Annotated in this window: 18 protein-coding genes and 2 pseudogenes; 7 read left to right on the top strand and 13 right to left on the bottom strand. The window is 70.9% G+C overall.

From position 1 onward, the window contains the following. Positions 1-44: 44 nt before the first annotated feature. Both ACFYW9_RS14255 and ACFYW9_RS14250 read left to right on the top strand, forming a co-directional pair. Positions 45-1571: an MFS transporter gene (locus tag ACFYW9_RS14255; RefSeq protein ID WP_389149095.1), complete on the top strand. Its 1527-nt coding sequence runs from the start codon at positions 45-47 to the stop codon at positions 1569-1571. A 341-nt stretch (positions 1572-1912) separates the two neighbouring features. Further along, complete coding sequence (locus tag ACFYW9_RS14250; protein WP_351869999.1) at positions 1913-2476, top strand: hemerythrin domain-containing protein; 564 nt, start codon at positions 1913-1915, stop codon at positions 2474-2476. A gap of 114 nt (positions 2477-2590) precedes the next feature. Here ACFYW9_RS14250 and ACFYW9_RS14245 read toward each other — a convergent pair whose 3' ends face one another. Next, positions 2591-3124 (bottom strand): hypothetical protein, encoded by a 534-nt coding sequence (locus tag ACFYW9_RS14245; protein WP_351869996.1) that lies wholly within the window; start codon positions 3122-3124, stop codon positions 2591-2593. Between the two features lie 351 nt (positions 3125-3475). On the opposite strand from ACFYW9_RS14245, the gene ACFYW9_RS14240 reads away from it, so the two are divergent. Next, positions 3476-3757 carry an ANTAR domain-containing protein gene (locus ACFYW9_RS14240; protein WP_351869993.1) on the top strand — a complete coding sequence of 94 codons (282 nt, stop codon included), beginning with the start codon at positions 3476-3478 and terminating at the stop codon, positions 3755-3757. Positions 3758-3880: 123 nt separating this feature from the next. Here ACFYW9_RS14240 and ACFYW9_RS14235 read toward each other — a convergent pair whose 3' ends face one another. From ACFYW9_RS14235 to ACFYW9_RS14220, 4 genes are all read right to left on the bottom strand, one after another. After that, positions 3881-4558, bottom strand: coding sequence for a GAP family protein (locus tag ACFYW9_RS14235; RefSeq protein WP_389149088.1), 678 nt, complete (start codon positions 4556-4558; stop codon positions 3881-3883). Between the two features lie 176 nt (positions 4559-4734). Then, the gene (locus ACFYW9_RS14230; protein WP_389149085.1) at positions 4735-6963 is read right to left on the bottom strand and encodes a SpoIIE family protein phosphatase; all 2229 of its coding nucleotides are present in this window, start codon (positions 6961-6963) and stop codon (positions 4735-4737) included. A gap of 97 nt (positions 6964-7060) precedes the next feature. After that, positions 7061-7207: a hypothetical protein gene (locus ACFYW9_RS14225; RefSeq protein WP_389149082.1), complete on the bottom strand. Its 147-nt coding sequence runs from the start codon at positions 7205-7207 to the stop codon at positions 7061-7063. A 153-nt stretch (positions 7208-7360) separates the two neighbouring features. After that, positions 7361-7663: a winged helix-turn-helix transcriptional regulator gene (locus ACFYW9_RS14220; protein ID WP_389149631.1), complete on the bottom strand. Its 303-nt coding sequence runs from the start codon at positions 7661-7663 to the stop codon at positions 7361-7363. A gap of 143 nt (positions 7664-7806) precedes the next feature. Here ACFYW9_RS14220 and ACFYW9_RS14215 point away from each other — a divergent pair, with 143 nt between their 5' ends. Beyond that, positions 7807-8379 (top strand): carboxymuconolactone decarboxylase family protein, encoded by a 573-nt coding sequence (locus ACFYW9_RS14215; protein ID WP_389149079.1) that lies wholly within the window; start codon positions 7807-7809, stop codon positions 8377-8379. Positions 8380-8423: 44 nt separating this feature from the next. Further along, positions 8424-9317: a PhzF family phenazine biosynthesis protein gene (locus ACFYW9_RS14210; protein WP_389149074.1), complete on the top strand. Its 894-nt coding sequence runs from the start codon at positions 8424-8426 to the stop codon at positions 9315-9317. A gap of 163 nt (positions 9318-9480) precedes the next feature. On the opposite strand, the gene ACFYW9_RS14205 is transcribed toward ACFYW9_RS14210, so the two are convergent. The 5 genes and pseudogenes from ACFYW9_RS14205 to ACFYW9_RS14185 form a co-directional block, all read right to left on the bottom strand. Continuing rightward, positions 9481-10143, bottom strand: a complete 663-nt coding sequence (locus ACFYW9_RS14205; RefSeq protein ID WP_389149071.1) for a fasciclin domain-containing protein — start codon at positions 10141-10143, stop codon at positions 9481-9483. A gap of 125 nt (positions 10144-10268) precedes the next feature. After that, positions 10269-11903, bottom strand: a complete 1635-nt coding sequence (locus ACFYW9_RS14200) for a molybdopterin-dependent oxidoreductase (protein ID WP_389149068.1) — start codon at positions 11901-11903, stop codon at positions 10269-10271. 319 nt (positions 11904-12222) lie between these two features. Next, positions 12223-13719, bottom strand: a complete 1497-nt coding sequence (locus ACFYW9_RS14195) for an IMP dehydrogenase (RefSeq protein WP_389149065.1) — start codon at positions 13717-13719, stop codon at positions 12223-12225. A gap of 453 nt (positions 13720-14172) precedes the next feature. After that, complete coding sequence (locus ACFYW9_RS14190) at positions 14173-14382, bottom strand: hypothetical protein (protein ID WP_389149062.1); 210 nt, start codon at positions 14380-14382, stop codon at positions 14173-14175. Between the two features lie 47 nt (positions 14383-14429). Further along, positions 14430-14771, bottom strand: a pseudogene (locus ACFYW9_RS14185) (hypothetical protein); the annotation flags it as partial. Positions 14772-14831: 60 nt separating this feature from the next. On the opposite strand from ACFYW9_RS14185, the pseudogene ACFYW9_RS14180 reads away from it, so the two are divergent. Beyond that, positions 14832-15467 (top strand): annotated as a pseudogene (locus ACFYW9_RS14180) (vitamin K epoxide reductase family protein). Between the two features lie 61 nt (positions 15468-15528). Here ACFYW9_RS14180 and ACFYW9_RS14175 read toward each other — a convergent pair. From ACFYW9_RS14175 to ACFYW9_RS14165, 3 genes are all read right to left on the bottom strand, one after another. Then, positions 15529-16395, bottom strand: coding sequence for a GNAT family N-acetyltransferase (locus ACFYW9_RS14175; protein WP_389149059.1), 867 nt, complete (start codon positions 16393-16395; stop codon positions 15529-15531). Between the two features lie 276 nt (positions 16396-16671). Then, positions 16672-17943, bottom strand: coding sequence for a hypothetical protein (locus ACFYW9_RS14170; RefSeq protein WP_389149056.1), 1272 nt, complete (start codon positions 17941-17943; stop codon positions 16672-16674). Between the two features lie 169 nt (positions 17944-18112). After that, entirely contained in the window at positions 18113-20887 is a 2775-nt protein-coding gene (locus tag ACFYW9_RS14165; protein ID WP_389149053.1) for a lectin, read from the bottom strand. A 309-nt stretch (positions 20888-21196) separates the two neighbouring features. On the opposite strand from ACFYW9_RS14165, the gene ACFYW9_RS14160 reads away from it, so the two are divergent. Then, complete coding sequence (locus ACFYW9_RS14160; protein WP_351869929.1) at positions 21197-21376, top strand: DUF6480 family protein; 180 nt, start codon at positions 21197-21199, stop codon at positions 21374-21376. Positions 21377-21382: the final 6 nt, after the last annotated feature.

The following is a 21382-nucleotide window of genomic DNA, read 5'->3' as shown; positions in this document are numbered from 1 at the left end:
AACCTACCGCCACCACTTTACCTTCACCGTGGAATTACTTCACCATGGAGGTACTTGACGTGCGTGACCCGTCCCCCACTCCTGACGAGACGACCGAGCCCTACCGGTGGCGGTGGCTGATCCTGGCGGTGATGATCGTCGCGGAGATCATGGATCTCCTGGACGCCTCGATCGTCAACGTCGCCGGGCCGGACCTGGAGAGGTCCCTCGGTGCCGGTTCCGTCGGACTGCAGTGGGTGATCGGCGGCTACGCCCTCACCCTGGGCGCCGGGCTCGTGCTCGGCGGCCGGCTCGGCGACCGCTACGGCCGGCGCAGAATGTTCCTGACAGGACTCGCGGCCTTCACCGCGAGCTCCCTGCTGTGCGCGATCGCACCGAACATCGAGTCACTGATCGCCTTCCGCCCGCTGCAGGGCACCGCCGGAGCGATGCTGCTGCCCCAGGGCCTGGGTCTGCTGCGGGAGAACTTCTCCGGCCCCGAGCTCACCAAGGTCTTCGCGGTCTTCGGACCCGTCCTCGGCCTGGGCGGCATCATCGGCCCGGTCCTGGGCGGCTTCCTCATCGAGGGCGACTTCTTCGGCCTGAACTGGCGGTCGGTGTTCCTGGTCAACCTGCCCATCGGCATCGCGGCACTGATCGTCGCCGCGAAGTTCGTACCCAAGAAGCCGGGCGACCGCACGGTACGGGTCGACATGACCGGCGCCGCCCTGGTCGTGATCTCCTGCGCTCTGCTGGTGCTGCCGCTCAACCAGGGGCAGGAGAACGGCTGGCCGCTGTGGACGTGGCTGTCCATGGCCGTCTCGGTGATCGGTTTCGCCCTCTTCGCCCTCCAGCAGCGCCGCATGGCCGCCGCGGGCCGCGAGCCGCTGGTGACCCCGGGCCTGCTGCGCAAGCCGGCCTTCACCGTCGGCCTCGGCGGCATCGCCCTGTTCTTCGGCGGGCTCATCGGCACCCAGCTCGTACTGACCCTGTTCCTCCAGATCGGCCGGCACTTCACCGCCGGTGAGGCGGGACTGGGCAACCTGCCCCTCGCGGTGGGAACCGCGATCGGCGGCGCCATCAGCGGCGCGTTCCTCGCGGACAGGATCGGCCGCAAGGTGCTGCAGATCGGACCGCTGGTCCAGCTGGCCGGCGCGGCCGTGCTGTGGTTCGAACTCGACGGCCTCGATGCCGCCTCGTTCTCGATCCGGGACATCGTTCCCGGCGTGGCGGTGGCGGGCATCGGTGCCGGCATGGTGATCGCCGCCCTGTTCGGCTTCGTCCTGGCCGCGGTCGACGACGACGAGATCGGATCCGCCTCCGGTGTCCTGTCGGCGGTCCAGGCTGTCGGCGGCTCCATCGGCGTCGCGGTCTTCGGCTCGGTCTTCTTCGCCCGGGCCAAGACCGGTGACTTCACCGGCGGCTTCCACCGCGCGCTGATCGTCCAGGCGTGCCTGCTGGTGGTCTTCCTCGCGATCACCTTCCTGCTGCCCGAGAAGGGCCGCCCCGAAGAAGAGCAGCACGTCATCACCCCCGAGACCCCCGAGGCGACCGCCGACGGCTCCGGCACCAAGCAGCACCTCACCGTGTGAGCCCCGGCCGGGGACCGTGCACGACAAGCGGCCCCGGCCGGCCCGAACGGACCGCGCCGACCCGTCACGCATCCCGTACGAGGAGACCCACCCGCACACCGAATCCCCCGCACCTGACCGCCGTCGCGCTTCGTGGGCGGGTGGACGATCACCGGCCTCTCGCTCATGTCCAATCTCCTGGACGGGGGCTCTGCGAGTGTCCCCGTGCCACGACCTCGAACGTCCGCGCGCCGCCGGTGCCCCCGTCGGACGGAAGCCCGTGTCAACCGGCGGCCGATGGGCACCCGGAGGTACCGGACGGACCATCCAGGAGCCGTCACCGCGTCTGAGAGGTGGAGGACATGGGGCACGGTGGAAACGTCATCGACGAGCTGACGACCGATCATCGGGAGGTCGAGGAGATCTTCGGGCGCATCGACCGGTGCGCGCCCGGCGACAAGGACCGGAAGGTCTACGCGGACCAGGTGACGATGGAACTCGTCCGTCACTCGGTGGCCGAGGAGGCCTACCTGTACCCGGCCGTGCGCCGGCACGTGCCGAACGGTGACGCGATGGCCGACCGCGAGATCGACGACCACTCCAAGGCCGAGCAGATCATGAAGGACCTGGAGAGCTACGAGGCGGGCGACCCCGAGTTCGACCGGCTCCTCGGGACCCTGATGCTCGAAATCCGCGCTCACATCGCCGACGAGGAGCAGAACCTCTTCCCGATGCTGCGCGCCGCGTGCCCTCCGGAGGCCCTGGACGATCTCGGGGACAAGGTGCGCCAGGCGAAGAGGGTGGCCCCCACCCGCCCGCACCCGTCGGCCCCCGACACGCCCCCCGCCAACAAGCTCCTGGCACCGGGTGTGGGCATGGTCGACCGGCTGCGCGACGCGCTGAGCGGCCGGGGCAAACTCGACTGACAGCGATCAAGGCGATCACACCGGGCCGACACCACGAACCCATGACGACCTGGCCGCCCGCACGACGTCTCGTGGTCGCGCGGGCGGCCGGGCGTCCGGCACGCGTGCCGCCCCTCAGACGACGAGCGCACGCCCCTGGCCCAGACGGCCGACGAGCTCCTCGCGATGGAGCGCCACCACCGGGGCGAGCAGGTCGGGGTGTCGCAGCAGGGCCGCCGCTCGCCTGTCGCTGTCGTCCGGCGACCTCAGGCGCCCGAATTCCACGGGCGCGACCCTGACGTGCTCCCCCTCGGCGAGCGCGGCGACCGCCAGGTCGGCCAGGCGGGCGTCGGTGAGGAGGGACGCGGCCCAGCTCACCACGGCCTCGTCCACCCACGTACGCCAGGCGTCGTCGTCCGCCGTGCCGTCGTCCGGGCCGGCCAGGTCCGAGCCGACGGCCATGTCGAGCCTGCCGGCGCCTCCCGGGCCCGCCATCGCGACCAGGGCGGCGTCCATCGGCGTCGGGTACCGCAGCCATGCCGCGACGGTGACGGCCTGACGCGCCTGGGCCTCGCAGAGCGCGGACGCGAGCGGCCCGCCGCAGGCCGGGTAGGCCCCTGTCAGCCATTGCGTGGCGGCCGCTATGAGCGGAGAGAGATCTGCGAGCACTGCCGGCCCTCCGGGAGCTGCCGAGAAGACGAGTCACCTTCGGCGAACGGTAGCTCCGGCGGACGGCATCGCGATGTGGCCCAGCCCTCGGCGGCGGGGTGGGATGCGACACAGCCCGTCGCTGTCGGCGAGCCGGTCCTCCCCGGGCGATCCGAACCGGCCGGCCGGGGTGATCCACGTCCCTCGATGCCCCGGAGGGAGTTTCACCCGCCGTATCCGGGCATGCGGGCAAGGACACGGGCAAGCGGACAATCCCGTACCTGAGACCTGATCACGGAGGAAACGGTGGGTGGGGGCGACGAGGTGGACTCGACCTCTTCTACGTCGTTGGAGGCATGCGTCACGGCGCGTGTGAGGGAGCTGGAGGGGGAGAACATCCAGCTCCAGGAGGCGCTGCGGTCACACGCCGTGGTGGACCAGGCGATCGGCGTCGTGCTGGCCCTGGGCGGGCTGACGCCGTACGAGGGGTGGGACGTGCTGCGGGCGGTCTCGCAGCGGACGAACACCAAGCTGCGCAGCGTGGCGGAACTGCTCATCGAGTGGGTCCGGACCAAAGAGCTGCGCGCCGACATCCGCACGGAGCTGGAGCGGCAGCTCGCACGGATCCCCGCACACCGGCAGGCGGACCTGTGACCACCGTCGCCGAACCTCGTCACCGGACACCGGCAGGCGGACATGTGACGCCGGTGCCGGCCTCACGACCGGTGTGCCGCCGTCGGCCTCACCACGGGGCGCCCGCCCGGTCCGGTGGAGGGCTCAGCGGTCGAGGCCGGACAGCCCGTCACCGAGGATGCCGACGCCCAGGAGCAGCAGCACGATCACCGTGATGACGGTGCTGTTGGTGACCATGAACCCTCTGATGGTGTCCAGGAACGACGCGGCGCGCCGTCCTCCGGCGAGATGGAGGGCGACGGAGCCGAGGACCGTGCACGAGGCGATGAGGACGTAGACGGCGACGGCCGCGACGAGACCGACGTCGTGCGCCCCGGCTTCGACGATCGACGTGGTGGCCGACGCGGTCAGAACGAGGTTCTTGGGGTTGGCTCCCGACAGGAGGGCACCCAGGAGCAGCGCCCGTCCGGCGGTGGCGTCGTCGAGCGAGGCCATCCAGCGTGGTTCTTCCGCCTGCTCACCGGCGCGCGGACGTCTCCACCACGTACGCGCGCCCAGCACGATGAGGGCTCCCCCGGCGAGGACCCGCCCCCAGTCCGCGATCGCCGACGAGGTGCTGTCGGGGTCGTCGGCCCCGCCGAAGAGCAGCGCGATGAGCGTCGCCGCGATCGTGAGGCCGGTGATCCATCCGGCCGCGAACAGCAGGCCGTTGCGGCGGCCGTGCGCGCCGGACAGGATCAGGATGATCCCGATCAGGGGGAAGGGGCTGAGCGCGACCGCCAACGCGGCCGGCAGCATCGCCCCCATCGCCTGGCCGAGCACTGGCTCCCCTTCCGCGTCGTGCGACTTCCACGTCGTGCGACCGGGACGGCACCTTTCGCCGAAGTCAACCCGATGCTGCCCCGGCGAGGGCCCACGTGCCTTCCGAACGCGCCGACGTCACCCGTCTGCGGAAGGGGCGCGGGACGCGGGCGATCCCGGCCGTTCGGTCACGGGCTTCAGGCTTCGCCGGACTTCAGCAGCAGTACGGCGATGTCGTCGGTCGGCAGGCCGTGGGGCCAGGAGTGGTGGATGAGCTTGTCGACGAGCCGGTCCAGCCGTGACCGGCCGGGGAGGAGCTGTGCGAGCCCGCTGGTCATCCGGTCGAGGTCGGTGCCGGGCACCTCGACCAGTCCGTCGGTGTACAGGGCGAGGGTCGTTCCGGGAGGCATCGGAACCGTGGTGATCGGGTACGGGAGGTCGACGCCGATGCCGAGCAGCGGACCCGGCTCGATCTCCAGCACACCGGGGCGTTCCCCGGGCCGGTGGAGCAGGGGTGGCACGTGGCCGGCGCTGGCCAGGCACATCTGCCCGTGAGCGAGGTCGATGTGCGCGTACAGGCAGGAGACGAGGAGGTCGGGTTCCAGGTCGGCGAGGACGCGGTTGGTGCGGGCGAGCACCTCGTCGGGCCGCGCGCCCGCGGTGGCGTGGACGGCCGTACGGACCTGCCCCATGAGCGCGGCGGCCGCCATGTTGTGGCCCTGGACGTCGCCGATGACGGCCGCCGCGGTCGTGTGGTCGAGCCGGATGAGGTCGTAGAAGTCGCCGCCCACGTCCATGCCGTGGCCTGCGGGGAGGTAACGCGCCGCCACCTCCAGGCCACTGAAGGTGGGCAGGCTGCGCGGGAGGAGTGCCTGCTGGAGTGTGTGGGCCAGGTCGAGCTTGGCGTCGTAGAGGCGCGCCCGGTCGAGGGCCTGGGCGACGAGGCCGCCCAGTGACGTGAGGACGGCCCGGTCGTCTGCCGTGAACGCGTGGGGGCGGGCGTAGGTGAGGATGCAGCAGCCGACGGGGCGGGCGTCGACGATGAGCGGGAGGAAGGCCCAGGCCTGCTTTCCGCTGATCCGTGGTGCGGCGGGATAGTCGCGGGCGAGCTCGTCGGGGTCGGAGAAGAACAGGGGGATCCCCCTGAGCAGTGCCTCTCCCGCGGGCGTCAGGCCGGTGTCCACGGGAAGGCCGTCGAGGCGTTCGATGGTCTCGGGGTCGTAGCCGTGGTGGCCCATGATCTTCAGGCGTCCGGCGTCGGCCGCGGACAGGACCATGCCGTCGGCCCCGAACGCGGGAAGGATCTGGGCGGCGATCAGGTCGACCACATCCTGCACGCCGACCACGTCCGTCAGGGCCGCCGCCAGGTGCACGAGCTGGTACAGACGGCCGACGGAGGCCTCGGGCGCGGCAGGAGAAGCCGTGCCGGGCCGGTCACGGGGCTCTGAACGGCGAGGGCTGACGCGGACGCTGATGCCGCTGGAATCGGGATGGAGATCGATGTCCAGCCAGGTGTCCGGCGGCCGCAGAACGGTGAAACCGACGGGCTCGCGGCTCATGACCGCGGTGCGGTAGTGGTCTTCGACGAGGACCTGGTCCATCCAGGGCAGGGACTGCCAGGGCCGGGTTCCCAGGAGCCGGCTGACGTGGCGGCCGAGGAGGGACGCGGCCCGGCTGGTGAGAAAGGTGATCCTGCCCTCCAGGTCGAGGGCCAGGAAGCCTTCCGGCAGGCGTTCCAGGAGATCGGCGGGCGCGTGGGCGGACAGGACGAAGTTCTCGGAAGCGCCGTCCGCGGGGATCATGTGTGGCTCGTCCGGCGGGACGAACGTTCTGCCCGCGTCCTCAAGCACCCGGGCGACCCGTCGGCCGAGGGAGGCGAAATTCGCCCTTTCCCTGGGCGATGCCCGGCCGGAGTGGCTGGCCGGCCAGATCAGGAACAGCACGCCCCGGGAGCCGCTGCGGCCGGAGAGCGGTGCGGCGGCGAGGGCGTAGCGGTAGGGCAGCGCCGCCGCGGTCTGCGGATAGGAGCGGGCCATCTCCTCCTGCGAGCCGACCCACACCACACGGTCCTCACGGAACGCGTCGCTGACCGGGACGGACGCCGTCACGGGTACCTGCCGCCAGGACACCGCGATGTCGCGGGGCAGCCCGCACCCGATCTTCAGTCCCAGCAGCCGGCTGGTCTCGTCCACGAGGTAGATGCCGCCGCCTGACGCCCCGCTGCGACGGACGGCCACGACGAGTGACTCCACCAGCGGCTCGACACCACTCGGCTTCCCGACGCCACGAGGCTCCGCGACGCGGCCCGGCTTTCCGGGGTCGTTCGAATCCTCGACGTGGCCCGGTCTCCCGGCGCCACTCAGCGTGTCGGCGCGGATCGACCGCTCGGCGCGGCCCGCACCCACCCTTCTCGGGTTGGTCGACACAGCGGCGAGCCTCCTCCTGCGGCCGGACTCGGCGGTCCGGTTCACGTGCCCCGGCAGCCCCGGCATGCTCCTGGAGCGGCACCGTGCGCCTGACGGACTACCCGTCCGGCCACCACGTTCGCGCGATGTCTTTTCGGACCTCGGGGCGCGGACGCTGTTCCGCCTCCCCGGGCATCTCCTCGGGCGCGCGGCCATGGGGCTCGGACTTCTTGTCGTGTTTCTTCTGCACCAACTCTCGACGCATCTTCCTGCTCCTCTCCCAAGTTTCGCGATATGCCCGCTTTAGGCATGTTTCAACCACATTACCGAGATGCGGCCCTCCAGCGCCCAGCAAGGGCCCATCCACCCCCTGCCCCCGCCGACACGGCACCGTCGCCACGCCGGACACTCAGGCACCTCACGCTTCCAGGGAATCCCGGCCATCCTTCGCCCGCTCCTGCGCCCGGGCCCACACGGTCGCCCAGTCGTCGAGCGGGCGGAGGGCGTCGCCGAGGGCCGCTCCCAGGGCGGTGAGTTCGTAACCGTCGGGCGAGTTGGCGATGATCCCGCCCGACGTGAGTTCGCGGAGCCGCTGGTAGAGGACGCTGGACGACAGTCCCTCGCACCGCGCCAGCAGCGCGCGGGCACCGAGCGGCCCCTCACGCAGCTCCCACAGGACGCGCAGTGCCCAGCGACGGCCGAACAGGTCCAGCGCGGCCATGATCGGGCGGCCGGTCGCGGAGCCGCGAACCGGCGCTCCCGGGCGCGGTGTCGACATGACCCTCCTTGCGTTTCGTTATTCGAAACACTAGCATCGGCGACCGCGAGTTTCTGATTTCGAAACAACGCCTGCCGGGAGAGCCGATGCCGCGGATAACCCCGCTGGAGCCGCCGTACACCGACCGGGCCGACGCGCTGCTCGCGCGCATGATGCCCGGCGGAGCCCCGCCGATCGGGCTGTTCCGGATGTTCGCCAGAAACCTCCCGATGACCGGCGCCATGCACGGCTGGGGCCGCTACGAGCTGGGCCGGCAACTGACCCTCACCGCACGGGAACGCGAGATCGTCATCGACCGGACGTGCGCGCTGTGCGGCTGCGCGTACGAGTGGGGCGTGCACGTGATGACGTACGCCGAGCGGGTCGGCCTCACCCACGAGCAGACCGCGTCGCTGGTTCACGGTGGTCCCGCCGACGCGTGCTGGGCGTCCGAGCGGGAACGCCTGCTCATTCTGGCCGCAGACGCGCTCCACGAGCGCTCCGACATCGACGACGCGCTGTGGGCACGGCTCGCCGCGGTCTTCGACGAACTCCAACTGCTGGACCTGCTCCTGCTGTGCGGCTGGTACCACGCCGTCAGCTTCGCCGCGCGGGCCGCACGTCTGCCGCAGGAGCCCGGCGCGCCGGACTTCGCCGACTTCCTGCCCCGCGACCGATGACGCGCCGCCCGTCGTGGTCCCCCGCGGGCCGGACCGGCCTGCCCGTGACGATCGTGCACGCGTGCCTGCGCGAGGGCCGTGGCGGCAGCCCGACGGCGGTCGTGGACGAGGGGCTCTCGGTCCGGGCCAGCAGCCTGTTGACCGACGACGAGCGGCGCCGCGTGCCCGCCCTGGCCGGTACCTCTCACGCGGTCTTCCTCTCGGACGACCCCGCTCCGGCGGACGGTCGCGCGAACGTACGGCCCATGGCCGCGGCGCGCTTCTTCACCACAAAGGGGGAACTGCCCGCGTGCGGCCACGGCACCGTCGCGGCCCTGGCCTTCCTCGCGGCGCGTGCGGGCCGCGAGGAGCTCCGGGTCGATGTACGGGTGTCGGGGCGCGTCGTCTCGGGGCGCGTGGTCCGCGGGGCGTCGGCATCGTCCATGGATGTCACCTTCGGGGCCGGGCCGATCAGCCTGCGTGAGCCGACACCAAACGAACTCGCCCTGCTTCTGCCCGCTTTGGGACTCCCCGCGACGACCGCTTCAGGGGCCTGCATCGCGACGCTGGGCCGTCCGCGGCTGCTTGTCCCCGTCACCACCCGGTCCGCTCTCACGGCGCCGGCCCCGGCCCCCGACCGGCTCGCCGCCGTGTGCGCACGCCTGGACCTGCTGGGCTGTTTCGTCCACTCCGCCGGGTGGGACACGGGCCGGGTCGCGGCCCGCATGTTCGCCCCGTCGATCGGCGTGCCCGAGGACATCGCCAACGTGAACAGCTCAGCCTGCCTGGCCGCCCACCTGCTCGCCCGTCACGGAACGCCCCGGATCGACGTCGACATGGGCGATGCGTCGGGCCGCCCCGCCACCGTCACCGCCGGCGTACGCAGCGGTTCACCGGGGGCGCTGGTCGACATCACCGGCGCCGCGAGGATCGGACAAGTGCGCCGCTTTCCCGTGTAGTCGTGCAGTCCTGGGTCGACGCCGACACCTGCGACCTCTTCCTGGTGAACGAGGTCTGCCTGCTCGCGTGCCCGGACCATCGTGACCCGGCGGCGGTGTGGCCGGTGAACCAGAACTGAGCCGCTGCTTCACCGACCACGTGCCTCCTCCGAGGGCGCAGGTGTCAGCTCTTGGGCATCAGGACGGTGTCGATGATGTACACGTTGGCGTTGGCGGTCTTCACGTTGCCGCAGACCACCTTGGCGGAGTCGTTGACCGTGTAGGACTCGCCCGAACCGGACGTCATGACCTTCGACTTCTCCAGGGTGGTGAAGGAGCCGTTCTCCAGGTCCTTCGGGGCCAGCTTCTGGCCGACGACGTGATAGGTGAGGATCTTCGTCAGCTGGGCCTTGTCGTTGAGGACCTTGTCCAGGGTCGCCTTCGGGATCTTGGCGAAGGCGTCGTTGGTCGGCGCGAACACGGTGATGTCCTGCGCGTTGTTGAGGGTGTCGACCAGGCCCGCCTTCTTCACCGCCGCCACCAAGGTGGAGAGCGCCGGGTTGTTGGAGGCGGCGGTGGCGACCGGGTCCTTGGCCATGCCGTCGAAGGAGCCGGCGCCGTCCTTCGGAACGGAGGAACAGGCCGGGCCGAACGGCTGGTCCATGCTGCTCGCGCTGCTGCCCGAGCCGGCCATCTCCTCACTGCCCGTCGTCGCCGAAGCCGCCGCCGTACCGGCGGAATCGGACTTGTCCGCGTCACTGCTGCCGTTGGAACAGGCGGCCAGGGCCAGGGGCAGCACGGCCGCGGCGGCGAGAAGACCGGTGGTACGGCGGATACGCGTGTTCATCATGTTCTCCTGTTGAACGGTGCAGCACGATGCGGCTGCGTCGGGGTTGTGCGGAAAGGTGGTTCGGAAGGGCGCGCGGCCCCTGTCACGGACCCGGCACGGCTGGTCGACGGGGGCGGGCGTGGCTAGTCGACGGTGACGACGACGGAGTGCCGTCCGTCGGCGCCGTCGGGAATGGTGCGCGTGCGTCTGGCGGTCTGCACGGCGCCGGTGCGGTCGGTCGCGCGGACGGTGAGGGTGTGGCCTCCTCGGGTGGCCTTCCAGGGCAGCGACCACTGGCGCCAGGTGTCGCGGGTGTCCTCGGCGGCCAGGTGGGCCTTCTGCCAGGGGCCGTCGTCGACGCGGACTTCGACCTTGTCGATGCCCCGGTGCTGGGCCCAGGCGACGCCGGCGATCATCACCGTGCCCGCCTTGGGCCGGGCGAAGGGCTTGGGGGTGTCGATACGCGACTCGGTCTTGACCGGGGCCCTGCGGGCCCAGCCGCGCTTGACCCAGTACGGGTCGTAGGAATCGAAGGTGGTGAGCTCGATGTCCTCGATCCATTTGCAGGCCGAGACGAATCCGTACAGACCCGGGACCACCATCCGCACCGGGAAACCGTGTGCGAGGGGCAGCGGCTCACCGTTCATGCCGAGGGCGAGCATCGCGTCGCGGCCGTCCATGAGTTCCTCGACCGGGCTGCCGATCGTCATGCCGTCCACCGAACGCGCCACCAACTGGTCCGCCGGACCTCCCCGGGACGGGGGCCTCACCCCGCACTCGGCCAGCAGGTCGGCCAGGCGTACGCCGGTCCAGCGGGCGTTGCCCACATAAGGGCCGCCGACCTCGTTGGAAACGCAGGTCAGGGTGATGTCCCGCTCGATGAGCTCCCTGTGCAGCAGGTCGTCGAAGGAGTAGGCGGCCGGACGGCGTACACCCTTGCCGTGGATACGCAGCCGCCAGCCGGTGGCGTCCACCTTGGGCACCACCAACGCGGTGTCCACCCGGTAGAAGTCGCCGTTCGGTGTGACGAAGGGGCTGATGCCGGGGACGCGAAGCCCGGCGCCTCCGGGTACCGGTTGCGCCGGTGACCGGGGGGCCGGCAGCACGACCCTCGCACGTGAGGCGACCGCGCCCTGGCCGCGCGAGGCGTTCAGTGACCGGCCGACCACGCCCACCGCGGCCGAGGCCGCGGCGGCGGACGCGGCCGCCAGGACGAATCCCCGTCGGTCCCATTCCCCGCGCGCGGCGAAGCCGTCTCCCGCTCCCTCGGTCGCGGACGCGGGCGGCGGCGACGCCGGTGACGGCCTCACCGCGGTCAGACGGCCCACCAGAACGTACAGAAGCAGAGCCCCGGCCATGGCCCCCACGAGGGAGGGCAGCATGTCGGTGAGGCCGACCGAGTCGGGCCGGCCGACGGCTGCCGCCGCCCCCACGACCCCGAAGAGAAGGACCCCGGCGGTTCCGACCCGCCGAAACCGCACCGCCAGGACACCCAACGCCGGCGCCGCGACAGCCAGCACGACGAGGATGCCGAGCTCCAGCACAAGCTTGTCGTTCGTGCCGAAGTGGCGGATCGCCCAGTCCTTGACCGGAGCGGGTGTCGCGTCGATGGACGCGCCGCCCACCGCGACGACCGGGCTGGACTGCGGACGCACCGCCGCGGCGACCAGTTCGGCCACCGCCAGTGCGGCGAACGCGGCCAGTGCCCCGCTCAGCGCACCCAGCGCCCAGCGCGACAGGCCTGTCCGTGCTCGCTGGCCCTTCTCTTCTGCCCTCACACAGGGAATCCGGTTCTGCGCACCGGGCGGATTGGCCGACCCACCTGATCGGGTGAAATGAGTTCTTCCACCAATCCACGCCGCATTCCGCAACGGATCCGATGTTCCGCTTCGTCTCGGTCGCGGCGGGACGAGACGAGACGGGACAGGTACGCGGGTGAAGGCGTGCCGGACGGAGACGGGGCCGGGAAGCGGGCTACTCGTTCAGCGGCTCCGGCCCGCCCCGAGGTCCGGGCCGCCGCCTTGGCCGAGGGAGAAGATCTGGTCGAGTCCGACGATCCGCAGGATGCGCAGAGTGCTGGCGGGCCTCGGCGGCTTGTCAGGAGACCGTCGTCGGGGCGTCTCGCAGGGTGACGTTGGCGTGGCTCTCCTGGAAGCTCTGGTCGGAAACGAGGGTCAGCCGGGCCGTGGACTGGAACTCCGGCAGGGTGGCGGAGCCGCAGGAGACCATCGTGGTCTTGAGTTTGGCGACGGTCAGGGCGAGCCCTTCGTTGAGGTCGCCCGCGTAGGGGACGTAGCCGTCCACGCCTTCCTCGAAGACCAGCCCCTGGCCTCCCTGTCCGTAACGCTGCCAGTTGCGGGCGCGGTTCGAGCCCTCACCCCAGTACTCCTTCACGAAGCCGTCGCGGGTGGGCAGTTTCGCGCCGGCCGCTTGGTCGAAGCGCGCGAAGTATCGCCCCATCATGACGAAGTCGGCCCCCATCGCCAGCGCCAGGGCCACGTGGTAGTCGTGGACCAGGCCGCCGTCGGAGCAGATCGGCACATACTCGCCGGTGCGCTCGCGGAAGGCGTCCCGGGCGGCCGCGACGTCCAGCACGGCGCTGGCCTGGCCGCGGCCGATGCCCTTCTGGTCGCGTGTGATGCAGATGGACCCGCCGCCCACACCGACCTTGACGAAGTCCGCCCCCGCCTCGGCGAGAAAGGTGAACGCCTCGCCGTCGACCACGTTGCCGCCGCCGACCGGGATCTCGGGATAGTGCTTCTTCACCCAGGTCAGGGCCTGTGCCTGCCAGTCGCTGTAGCCGTCGGACGAGTCGAAGCACAACACGTCCGCGCCCGCCTCCACCAGGGCCGGGATGCGCTCCTGGTAGTCATGGGTGTTGACGCCCGCGCCCACGCGCAGGCGCTTGGCGGCGTCCACGACCTGGTTCGGGAATCGCTTGTTGTCCGTGTAGTCGGATCGGAACACCAGGTACTGCAGGTTGCCCTCGCCGTCCACCACTGGGAGGCAGTCCAGCCGTTCGTCCCACAGCCGGGCGTTGGCCTCGGAGAGCGTGGCGTCAGGCCCGGCATGGGGCAAGTCGGCGACGGCGGTCATCCGTTCGCTGACCGGTTCGGCGAGGTCGTGGCGTTGTGGGTGGAAGTCGCGGGAGGTCACCAGGCCGAGCAGGCGTCCGGTGGCGGTCCCGTCGTGGGTGACCGCGGCGGTGCTGTGACCTGTGCGGCGCATGACGTCGACCAGGAGACCCAGGCTGTCGTCGGGCCGGACGTTCGTATCGCTGGTGACGAATCCGGCCTTGAAGTTCTTCACTTGGCAGACCGCCGCGACCTGGTCCTGGACCGGCTGGTTGTGGTGCAGGAAGCTCAGACCGCCGTTGCGGGCGAGCGCGATCGCGAGTTCCGGTGTACTGACGGCCTGCATGATCGCGGACGTGAACGGGGAGTGCAGCTCGATCGCCGACGACTCGCCCACGATGTGCCGCACCAGGGGCGTGCGCAGCTCGACCGTCGCGGGCGAGCAGTCGGTCCGGGTCCGGTTGGGCAAGAGCAGAAACTCGTTGAACGTCCGTGAGACCTCGGCGATGATCTGTGCCACTCGTTCCTCCTGACCCGTCGGCCGGGGCCCGACTGCCCCGCCGTGAAGATCGCGCCCGTGTCCCAGGGCCGGGCAGGCAGGGGTCGGCAAGACAGCCGTGGAGGTGCCACAACTGCGGCAGAGCCCTGACCGGCCCGTGGATCGAACGGGTGCGGTCGTGACCTGGCACCCTATCGATCGGCCGGCCTCAGCACGAATCGTGCCCCTCATCGGCGATCGCCACCAGACGGTTCCTCAGTTCCTGGGCCCAGGCGGCGAGATCCCGGCCCAGTCGCGTCGGGCGTAGGCACCACGATGGAGTCGTGGCTCGGTGAACGTCACCCGTCCGCCGGAGCCGCTGCCCCGGTGGCGGTGCGTCCCGCCCGCACAGACGGATCCCGCGCCCCCCACTCGTGGAGTGAAGGACGCGGGATCTCCGTGATGGGCTCCCGACGGCTCGGGAGCACGGCCCGGTCAGGTGGTCGGCCGGACCAGGGCACCGCCCGCCGAGCCGCGCACGGCCTCGACCGCTTCCCGATCCTCGGTACCCAGGCCGGCCGGCGCGGCCGGGAAGACGCCGTCCTGTTCCTTGCGGAGGCGGCTGATCAGGCGGACGACCTCGTCGTGTTCGCGGGTCGGCTCGTCGATCGTCGCCAGGGACCGGCAGCCGCAGTACTCGCGCACCGGTCCTCTCCCTGTCCTTCGTTGCCGTCGGTCTCGTCCGTTCGCCGTCAGGCCGGGCGGCCGACGGTGCGGTGCTCGCCCGCGCCTGCGGTGCCCGGAGTGCTCCCGCGGGCTTCCACGGCGGCGCGAACACCGGTCAGCGTGTAGATCAGCGCCACGGCGGCCACGACCGCGAGCAGGGCGAGACCGGCGGCGTACGTGCCGTACGCGCCGTACAGCGAGCCCATCAGCAGGGGCGGCAGGAAGCCGCCGAGGCCGCCCGCGGCACCGACCACACCGGTGACCGAACCGACCTGGTCTGCCGGGGTCAGCAGCGCCACCAGGGCGAAGACCGCTCCGCTGGCCGCACCGAGCGCGGCCGCCATGGCGAGGAAGGCGACGGTCCCCAGCGCGACAGCCCCGACGGCCGCGGGCCGGACCGGGCGGGCCTCCCACTCCGGGCGAGCCCGATGAGCCAGGGTCCCGCGCTCTCGGCGCGGTCCACGACGGCCGCGGCCACGCACGCAGCGGGCACCTGCCGCCGGACGGGCCTGGTGATGCTCCTCACCGGGATCATCGGCTGGTTCGCGTCCTTCCAGCTCACCGTGGACGACTGGCGACTGCTCCGCGACCCCGCCTACCGACCGCCGTGCGACATCAGCCCGGTCGTGAGCTGCGGCAGCGTCATGTCCAGCTCACAGGGCAGTCTGTTCGGCTTCCCCAACATGCTGCTCGGGCTGGGCGCCTTCGCCGCGGTCGCCGCCCTGGGCCTGGCCGTCCTCACCGGCGCCCGACTGCACCGCGGGCTCTAACTCGCGCTGGACGCCGGGGCGCTGCTGGGAGTGCTGTTCGTCCATTGGCTCATCGTGCAGTCGCTCTACGAACTCAACAAGATCTGCCCCTACTGCGCCGGTGTGTGGATCGCCACCATCGCTCTGTTCTGGTACGTCACCGTGCACTGCCTGGAACGCGGAATCCTGCCCGCTCCACGCCGTGTGCTGGTGATCGTCCGGGACACGCACTGGATGCTGCTCGGCGCCTGGTACGGGGTGATCGCGCTGCTCGCCCTCACCCGCTTCTGGCCGTACTGGAGCAGCTTGCCGTGACCCCGGCCCACCGCACCTCCTACCTCGCGCGGGAGCCGAGGCCAGAAGCGCCGTCTCGCCCTCATACCGTCCGGTGCATGACGAAGCCGAGCGACGTCAGTCCCTCCGCCGCGCACAGCCGGTCCGACGCTCCGCCCACCTCGGTCTGCAGGAGTTGGTACGCGGCGCCGTGCCGGTGCCCCCAACACATCGCCGCACGCCACAGTGCCCGGCCGTACCCGCGTCCGCGGTACTCCGGCAGGACGCCGAAGTACTGGGGCAGCAGCCGAGCCCTCCCGACGGCATCGCTCATCGTCTCCATGGGGCCGATGGCGCCCACCACACTGTCCGCGTCAAGGACGGTGAGGACCGGTGCCGCGGTCCCGGCCCGCATCCGCTCGTGGAGGAACCCGAAGCCGTCCGCCGCCATCCGCTCCGCGAACGTGGCGAACCGCTCAGGGTGGTCGAGCCGCTCGTACGCGCGCACCTGACGGTCCGGAGCCTGTCCCGGCCCGTCGGCGAAGTCCCGCAACCGAACGCGGACCCCGCCCCGGACGCGCTCCTCGGGCTGGCCCGGGCCGAGGAACCAGACGACGCGGGCCCGCGCCGCACCGTGTGCGGCGGCGACCTTCCGCGCCAGGTCCGCACCGGCCGAGAGGCAGTCGGGCCCGTTCCCGTACACATGGACCTTGGCCATGCCCGACCCGCGCCCGAGGACGGTCGGCACCAGAGTCCGGTGCCGGTCGTGCTCAATGCCGTCCACCACACGTTCCGTCTTGGCCTCGGACCAGCGACGGTCTTTGTCGTACGGCAGGGACCGGCCGGTCACCGCGTTCGCGACCACCGCTTCCAGGAGGCCGAGATGAGGATCGTCCGGGTGCACCGGGCCGAGGGTCGGGATGTACGGGACGGGCATCACGGGCTCGATCCACCGCAGCTCGAAGCGCATGGCCGCACGTTACTCACGGCATCACCGTGACGTGCCCGGTAGAACCGGCCGACACGGAACGCGCCGCCCTGGCAGGTGAATCCCGACGATACGTCCGAGCGGCGACCGCACAGGACAGAGGCGGGCCAGGACGATGAGAGCACCGGAACGAGGACCGCGGAGCCGGCTGGATCCGAGGCCATGACCCGCGAAGCCGATTAGGCCTCGCGCCGCTTCGCCCGCTCCGCGGTGGCGACCGGACAGCCGGACCGCACCTGGTCCGGCGGCCCAGGGATCTCACCGGCCTTCGCGGCGCCATTCGTACCGCCACGCGGCTTCGAGGCAGTGCTCCTCGGCGAGGAAGCCGGGCCGCGGCGGACCGAGGCGGTGCGAGGCCCGTACGCATCGCTCGTCCTCATGCAGGGCGAGACCGTGCACGGCGGCGACCTGGACCTGGCGCTCCGCGTCGTCCAGCAGGGCGGCCATGGCGTCGGCCAGGCCGGGCCGGCGGTCCCGGCCGCGGCCGACCGTGAGGCAGGCGTCCCGCCGTACCGCCGCGTCCACGTCCGTCATCAGAACCAACAGGGCCGCACGCACCTCCTCGGTGAAGGCGGGTGCCTCGGACCAGGTGCCGAGTCCTTGCGCCACCGCTCCCCGTACCCCGGGACGGGGATGCCCGACGTGGCGCAGGAGGGCCGCGTCGGCACGGGGGTCGGCGTGTTCTCCGAGGGCGACCAACACCTCGGTCAGCACGGCGAGTTCCGTCTCCTCACGCGACCACTCGGTGAAGATGTCCAGGGCCGGACCGGCGAACGTGTCCTCGTCGCTCCCGTCGAAGAGATGGGTCAGCCGCAGCACCTCGGCGCCGAACAGCCGGTGCGAGGGGTCCGGATGTGTGCGCAAGGCCGCGGCAGCCGTCCAGGTCGCCCGGTCCCGGCGGCCGGCCAGCCGGATCGTGACCGTTCCCCATACGGCGTGGTCCTGGTCGGGATGGGCCAACGCGCGGTCCATCAGTTCCTCGAACGAGGAAGGGACCCCGAGCAGTTCCTCCAGACGTGTGAGGATCGCCGCGTGCCCGTCGCGAACGGTCATCCCGCCCAGAGTGAACTCGTCGACGCCGTAGTACTCGTCGTCCTGGACCCGGGTCCGGCCGACCGCGTCCGGGGAGCCGGTCAGGCGCCCCAGTTCGATCTCGACCCCCGTCTCCTGCCAATGGCGGGCGAGATCGCACAGCTCCAGCAGCTCGGGCCTGCCGTACCGCCCCCGGCTCCTGTGGTCCAGGAGCACCTCGGTCAAGGCGGGCGAGCCGAACTCGACCACCCGGCGCAGCGGCGGCAGTTCGCCGGGACCGCATCGGCCGGGGTCGGCGCCGTGGTCGAGCAGCAGTTGGGCGATGTCGGCGGAGCAGGTCCGGACCGCCAGGCAGAACGCGGCGTCGTGGAGGTCCGGTTCGCCGCCGTCACGGAGAAGGCTCCGCACCAGGTCCGTGTCCTGGGCCCGGACCGCGGCGAGCAGCGCGGACTCCTTGTCCGCCGCGCCGCCGGCATCCCCGGAGCCACGCGTACTCATGCCCATGTTCCCGCTCCCCCGTCGCACACCGCCGCGGACAAGTGTGGACGACGCACGCCGCTGTCGCGTGCCTGTCCGGCGCGCCTCCCTATGACGCGCCTCCGTATGCCCGCCAGCGTGGCCGGGCATACGGAGGCTGTGCGCCAGGGGTGTCGGGGTGGCCGGTGGCTCAGCTCGGGAGTTTCCAGTTCTGGGCGGCCGTGCCGTTGCAGGCGTAGAGCTGGAGTTGGGTGCCGGTGGTCGTCGTGGAGCCGGGGTCGTCCAGGCACAGCTTGGACTGGGGGTTGATCAGCGATCCGCCGGGGCCCGCGGTCCATTGCTGGGCGCCGGTGCCGTTGCACGTCCAGAGCTGGATCAGGGTCCCGTTCGTGGTGCCGCTGTGGTCGACGTCCAGGCATTTGCCGAGGGTCCGGACCGTTCCGTCGCCGGCGACGATCCAGTCCTGGGCGTAGGTGTTGTTGCAGGTCCAGATCTGGACGTGGTTGCCGTCGGTGGTCGAGGAACTCGCGTCGTCCACGCACAGGTTCGAGGCCACCGCCGAGGTGATGGGGCCGATACGGGGTGAGGCCGGAGCGGTGGTGTCACCGGCGTACGAGGGTGGAGCGGCTGACGCGGCCGTCGCCCAGGAGGTGTTGGCGCTGGTGCCGAGCGTGTAGGTGAGGGTGCCGCCGGCGGTGATCGCCGACGTGGGGGCGTAGGCGTTGTTCCAGGCGGAGCCGTTCCACGTCGCGGACTGGACGTAGGGGGCGTTGTCGGCGGCGCCGTTGCCGTTGATCGTCAGCGTGTTGCCGGACGGGAGCGTGATCACGGCCTGTGTGAACAGGGGGGAGCCCAGGGCGAGATCGGAGGTGCCGGGCGTCTCGGGGAACATGCCGAGTGCGGACCACACGTACCACGCGCTCATCGCGCCGAGGTCGTCGTTGCCGTCGGCCAGCCCGCCGGGGGTGTTCGCCCAGATCTGCTGCTGGATCGCCCGTACGGTGCCCTGGGTCTTGTAGGGCTGCCCGATGTAGTCGTACTCCCAGGGCAGTTCGATGCTGGGTTCGTTCCCGACCCACGCATAGCCCTTGTCGCCGGTGTAGCTGCGCAGGACGGTGTCCAGGTAGTGGCCCATCGCCGTGTTGCCGCCCTTGGCGCGTGCCAGGCCGGCGATGTTGAACGGGATCATCCCGGTGTAGATCCAGGAGTCGGCCTCGACCATGTCGGTGCCGCTGGTGGGGTCGAAGCCGCCGGTCCAGGAGCCGCTCGCGTTGCGCGGCTCGACGAAGCCGGAGGCCGGGTTGAGTACGTTGCGCCAGTTCTGGGCACGGTTGGCGTACGTCTTCTGGCTGTTGGTGTCGCCGAGCGCTCCGGCCAGTGCGGAGATGGCGAAGTCGGCGGTGTTGTACTCCAGCATCGTGGCCACGGGGCCGTAGAAGTTGCAGCAGCCGTAGCTGCCGTCGTGCGGCATGTATCCGGGTGAGTTCAGGTAGTTGAGGCCCGGCCGGTCGTTGTTGGTCGTGCTCGCCTGCCTGACCATGCCGGCCAGAGCGGTCGTGGTGTCGAAGTCCCTGGCGCCGAAGGCGTAGTAGTCGGCGAGGATGGCGTCCGCCGGGTCACCGACCATCACGTAGGACTCGCCGTTGTTCTCCGACCACTTGGGGAAGATCCCGGTCTGGGCGTAGTCGTCGACCATCGACTGTGCCGTGTCCGAAGCGACCTGGGGGGCGACCAGCGCTTCCAGCTGGGCCTGCGAACGGTAGATGTCCCAGCCGGAGTAGTTGGCGTAGGCGGCCTTGTGGCCGGCGTCCACGGTGTGGGTCCTGCCGTCGAAGCCGTAGTACTGGCCGTTGGTGTCGCTGATGACGTTCGGGTGCAGCAGCGAGTGGTACAGCGCGGTGTAGAAGGTCTGTTGCTGTGCGGCTGTTCCGCCGGCGATCTGTATCTTGCCCAGTGCGCTGTTCCAGGCGTTCTGCGCGGCGGTGCGGGTCGCGGTGAAGTCCCACCCCGTGTTCTCCGCGGCCCGGTTGGCCGTCGCGTTGGCCACCGAGACGTAGGAGATGCCGACCTTGGCCTGCACCACCGGGTTGCTCGTGGTGTTGAAGGTGACGTAGCCGTTCGAGGCGGCGGCTTCCGGCGAGGCGCCGTCCTTGGCGGTCCTCGAGGCCTCGGCAGCGGGCATCTTGCCGTGGAGCACGGGCTGGTTGGGCTTCTCCGCCGCGTTCTTGGACACCGTACGGGGCTTCACGGGGGTGGCGGCCGGCGTCTTGGCGACCGAGCTCCCCTGGGAGGCGAACGGCTGGTCGAAGACCATGTCGAAGTACACGGTGTACGTGTTCCCGGCGCCGCAGAAGCGACCGCTGGTGACCTGTCCGCTCACCTCGGTGTTCGAGACCTTGGTGAACTGCGTTGCGCCGGCGCCGTTCTGACTGCCCGTGAGTTTGAAGATCAGGTTGGCCTGGGTGGTCGAGGGGAAGGTGAAGCGCGCCATCCCGCTGCGTGTCGTGGTGGTCAGTTCGGTGATCACCTGGTTGTTGAGCGCGACCTTGTACGAACCGGCGGACGCCGACTCGTTGGCGTGCGAGAACGCGTCCGTCGCTCCGGTGTTCACGGCCCCGACCGTGGGCAGCACGGGTATGTCTCCGGCCGCGCCGCAGCCGGGCCCGGCGATGTGGGTGAGGCTGAAGCCGGTGATGGACGAGTCGTTGTACTCGTAGCCGCCACCGGGGGGCCGCGACGGCGTGTCGGGGCTCCACTGCACCATGCCGAACGGCACGTCGGCACCGGGGAAGTCGTTGGCCTCGTTCGACGTGCCGATGAACGGGTTGACCACGGTGGCCGGCGACGCGACGGGCGCGGCCTTTCCGGCCGCCCACGCGGGTGCGCACAGCCCGGCCATGGCCAGTACCGCGGCCGCGAACAAGCCGATCGCGGCCGTTCCGGGGGGTCTCGACAGTCGTGTCACGGGGTTTCTCCTCTACTCGAGAGCGGGAGTGGGAGCCGAAGGCTGACAACGTTGTCTTCCTCTGAGGCGCGACACTTGCCCTGTTTGAGCGGCAGTCGAGTCGGACAACGTTGTCGCATCATCGAGACGGGGCGCCTGGCGATGCGAAGGCACGGACGGGACCCCTGGGCCGCGAGCACCTGGGGGCGCGGACGAGAACTGTCCGTGAAGCTAGCTACAGGGCAGGGTCATGTCAACGACTTGCGCAAGGGGCCGCCCGGGGCCCACCACGAAGATGCGGCGCCCATCCATCGGACGGACCGTTGAGGTATGACACATCCACTCGTACCCCCGGGCGAGACCCCACCCGTCGAGGGCTCCATCGCCGAAGCACATCAGGAGAAGCCCGACGGCGGGATATGGGAACACCCCTATGTCTGGCTCACTTTCATCGTCGTGGGCTCGGTGATCGTCGCCGGGTACTTCGTGGCCCGGATCAGCGGGTACTGAGCCGGC

Origin of the sequence: Streptomyces sp. NPDC002698, from assembly GCF_042888945.1 — a bacterium.
In the GTDB taxonomy this organism is placed as follows: Bacteria; Actinomycetota; Actinomycetes; order Streptomycetales; family Streptomycetaceae; genus Streptomyces.
This window is presented reverse-complemented; position numbering and strand designations above follow the sequence as displayed.

Bases quoted from the DNA above. Each gene is read 5' to 3' on its own strand.
- ACFYW9_RS14255 (WP_389149095.1), top strand. From the start codon at position 45: ATGGAGGTACTTGACGTGCGTGACCCGTCCCCCACTCCTGACGAGACG.
- ACFYW9_RS14250 (WP_351869999.1), top strand. From the start codon at position 1,913: ATGGGGCACGGTGGAAACGTCATCGACGAGCTGACGACCGATCATCGG.
- ACFYW9_RS14225 (WP_389149082.1), bottom strand. From the start codon at position 7,207: ATGCGTCGAGAGTTGGTGCAGAAGAAACACGACAAGAAGTCCGAGCCC.
- ACFYW9_RS14220 (WP_389149631.1), bottom strand. From the start codon at position 7,663: ATGGCCGCGCTGGACCTGTTCGGCCGTCGCTGGGCACTGCGCGTCCTG.
- ACFYW9_RS14215 (WP_389149079.1), top strand. From the start codon at position 7,807: ATGCCGCGGATAACCCCGCTGGAGCCGCCGTACACCGACCGGGCCGAC.
- ACFYW9_RS14205 (WP_389149071.1), bottom strand. From the start codon at position 10,143: ATGAACACGCGTATCCGCCGTACCACCGGTCTTCTCGCCGCCGCGGCC.
- ACFYW9_RS14175 (WP_389149059.1), bottom strand. From the start codon at position 16,395: ATGCGCTTCGAGCTGCGGTGGATCGAGCCCGTGATGCCCGTCCCGTAC.
- ACFYW9_RS14170 (WP_389149056.1), bottom strand. From the start codon at position 17,943: ATGAGTACGCGTGGCTCCGGGGATGCCGGCGGCGCGGCGGACAAGGAG.
- ACFYW9_RS14160 (WP_351869929.1), top strand. From the start codon at position 21,197: ATGACACATCCACTCGTACCCCCGGGCGAGACCCCACCCGTCGAGGGC.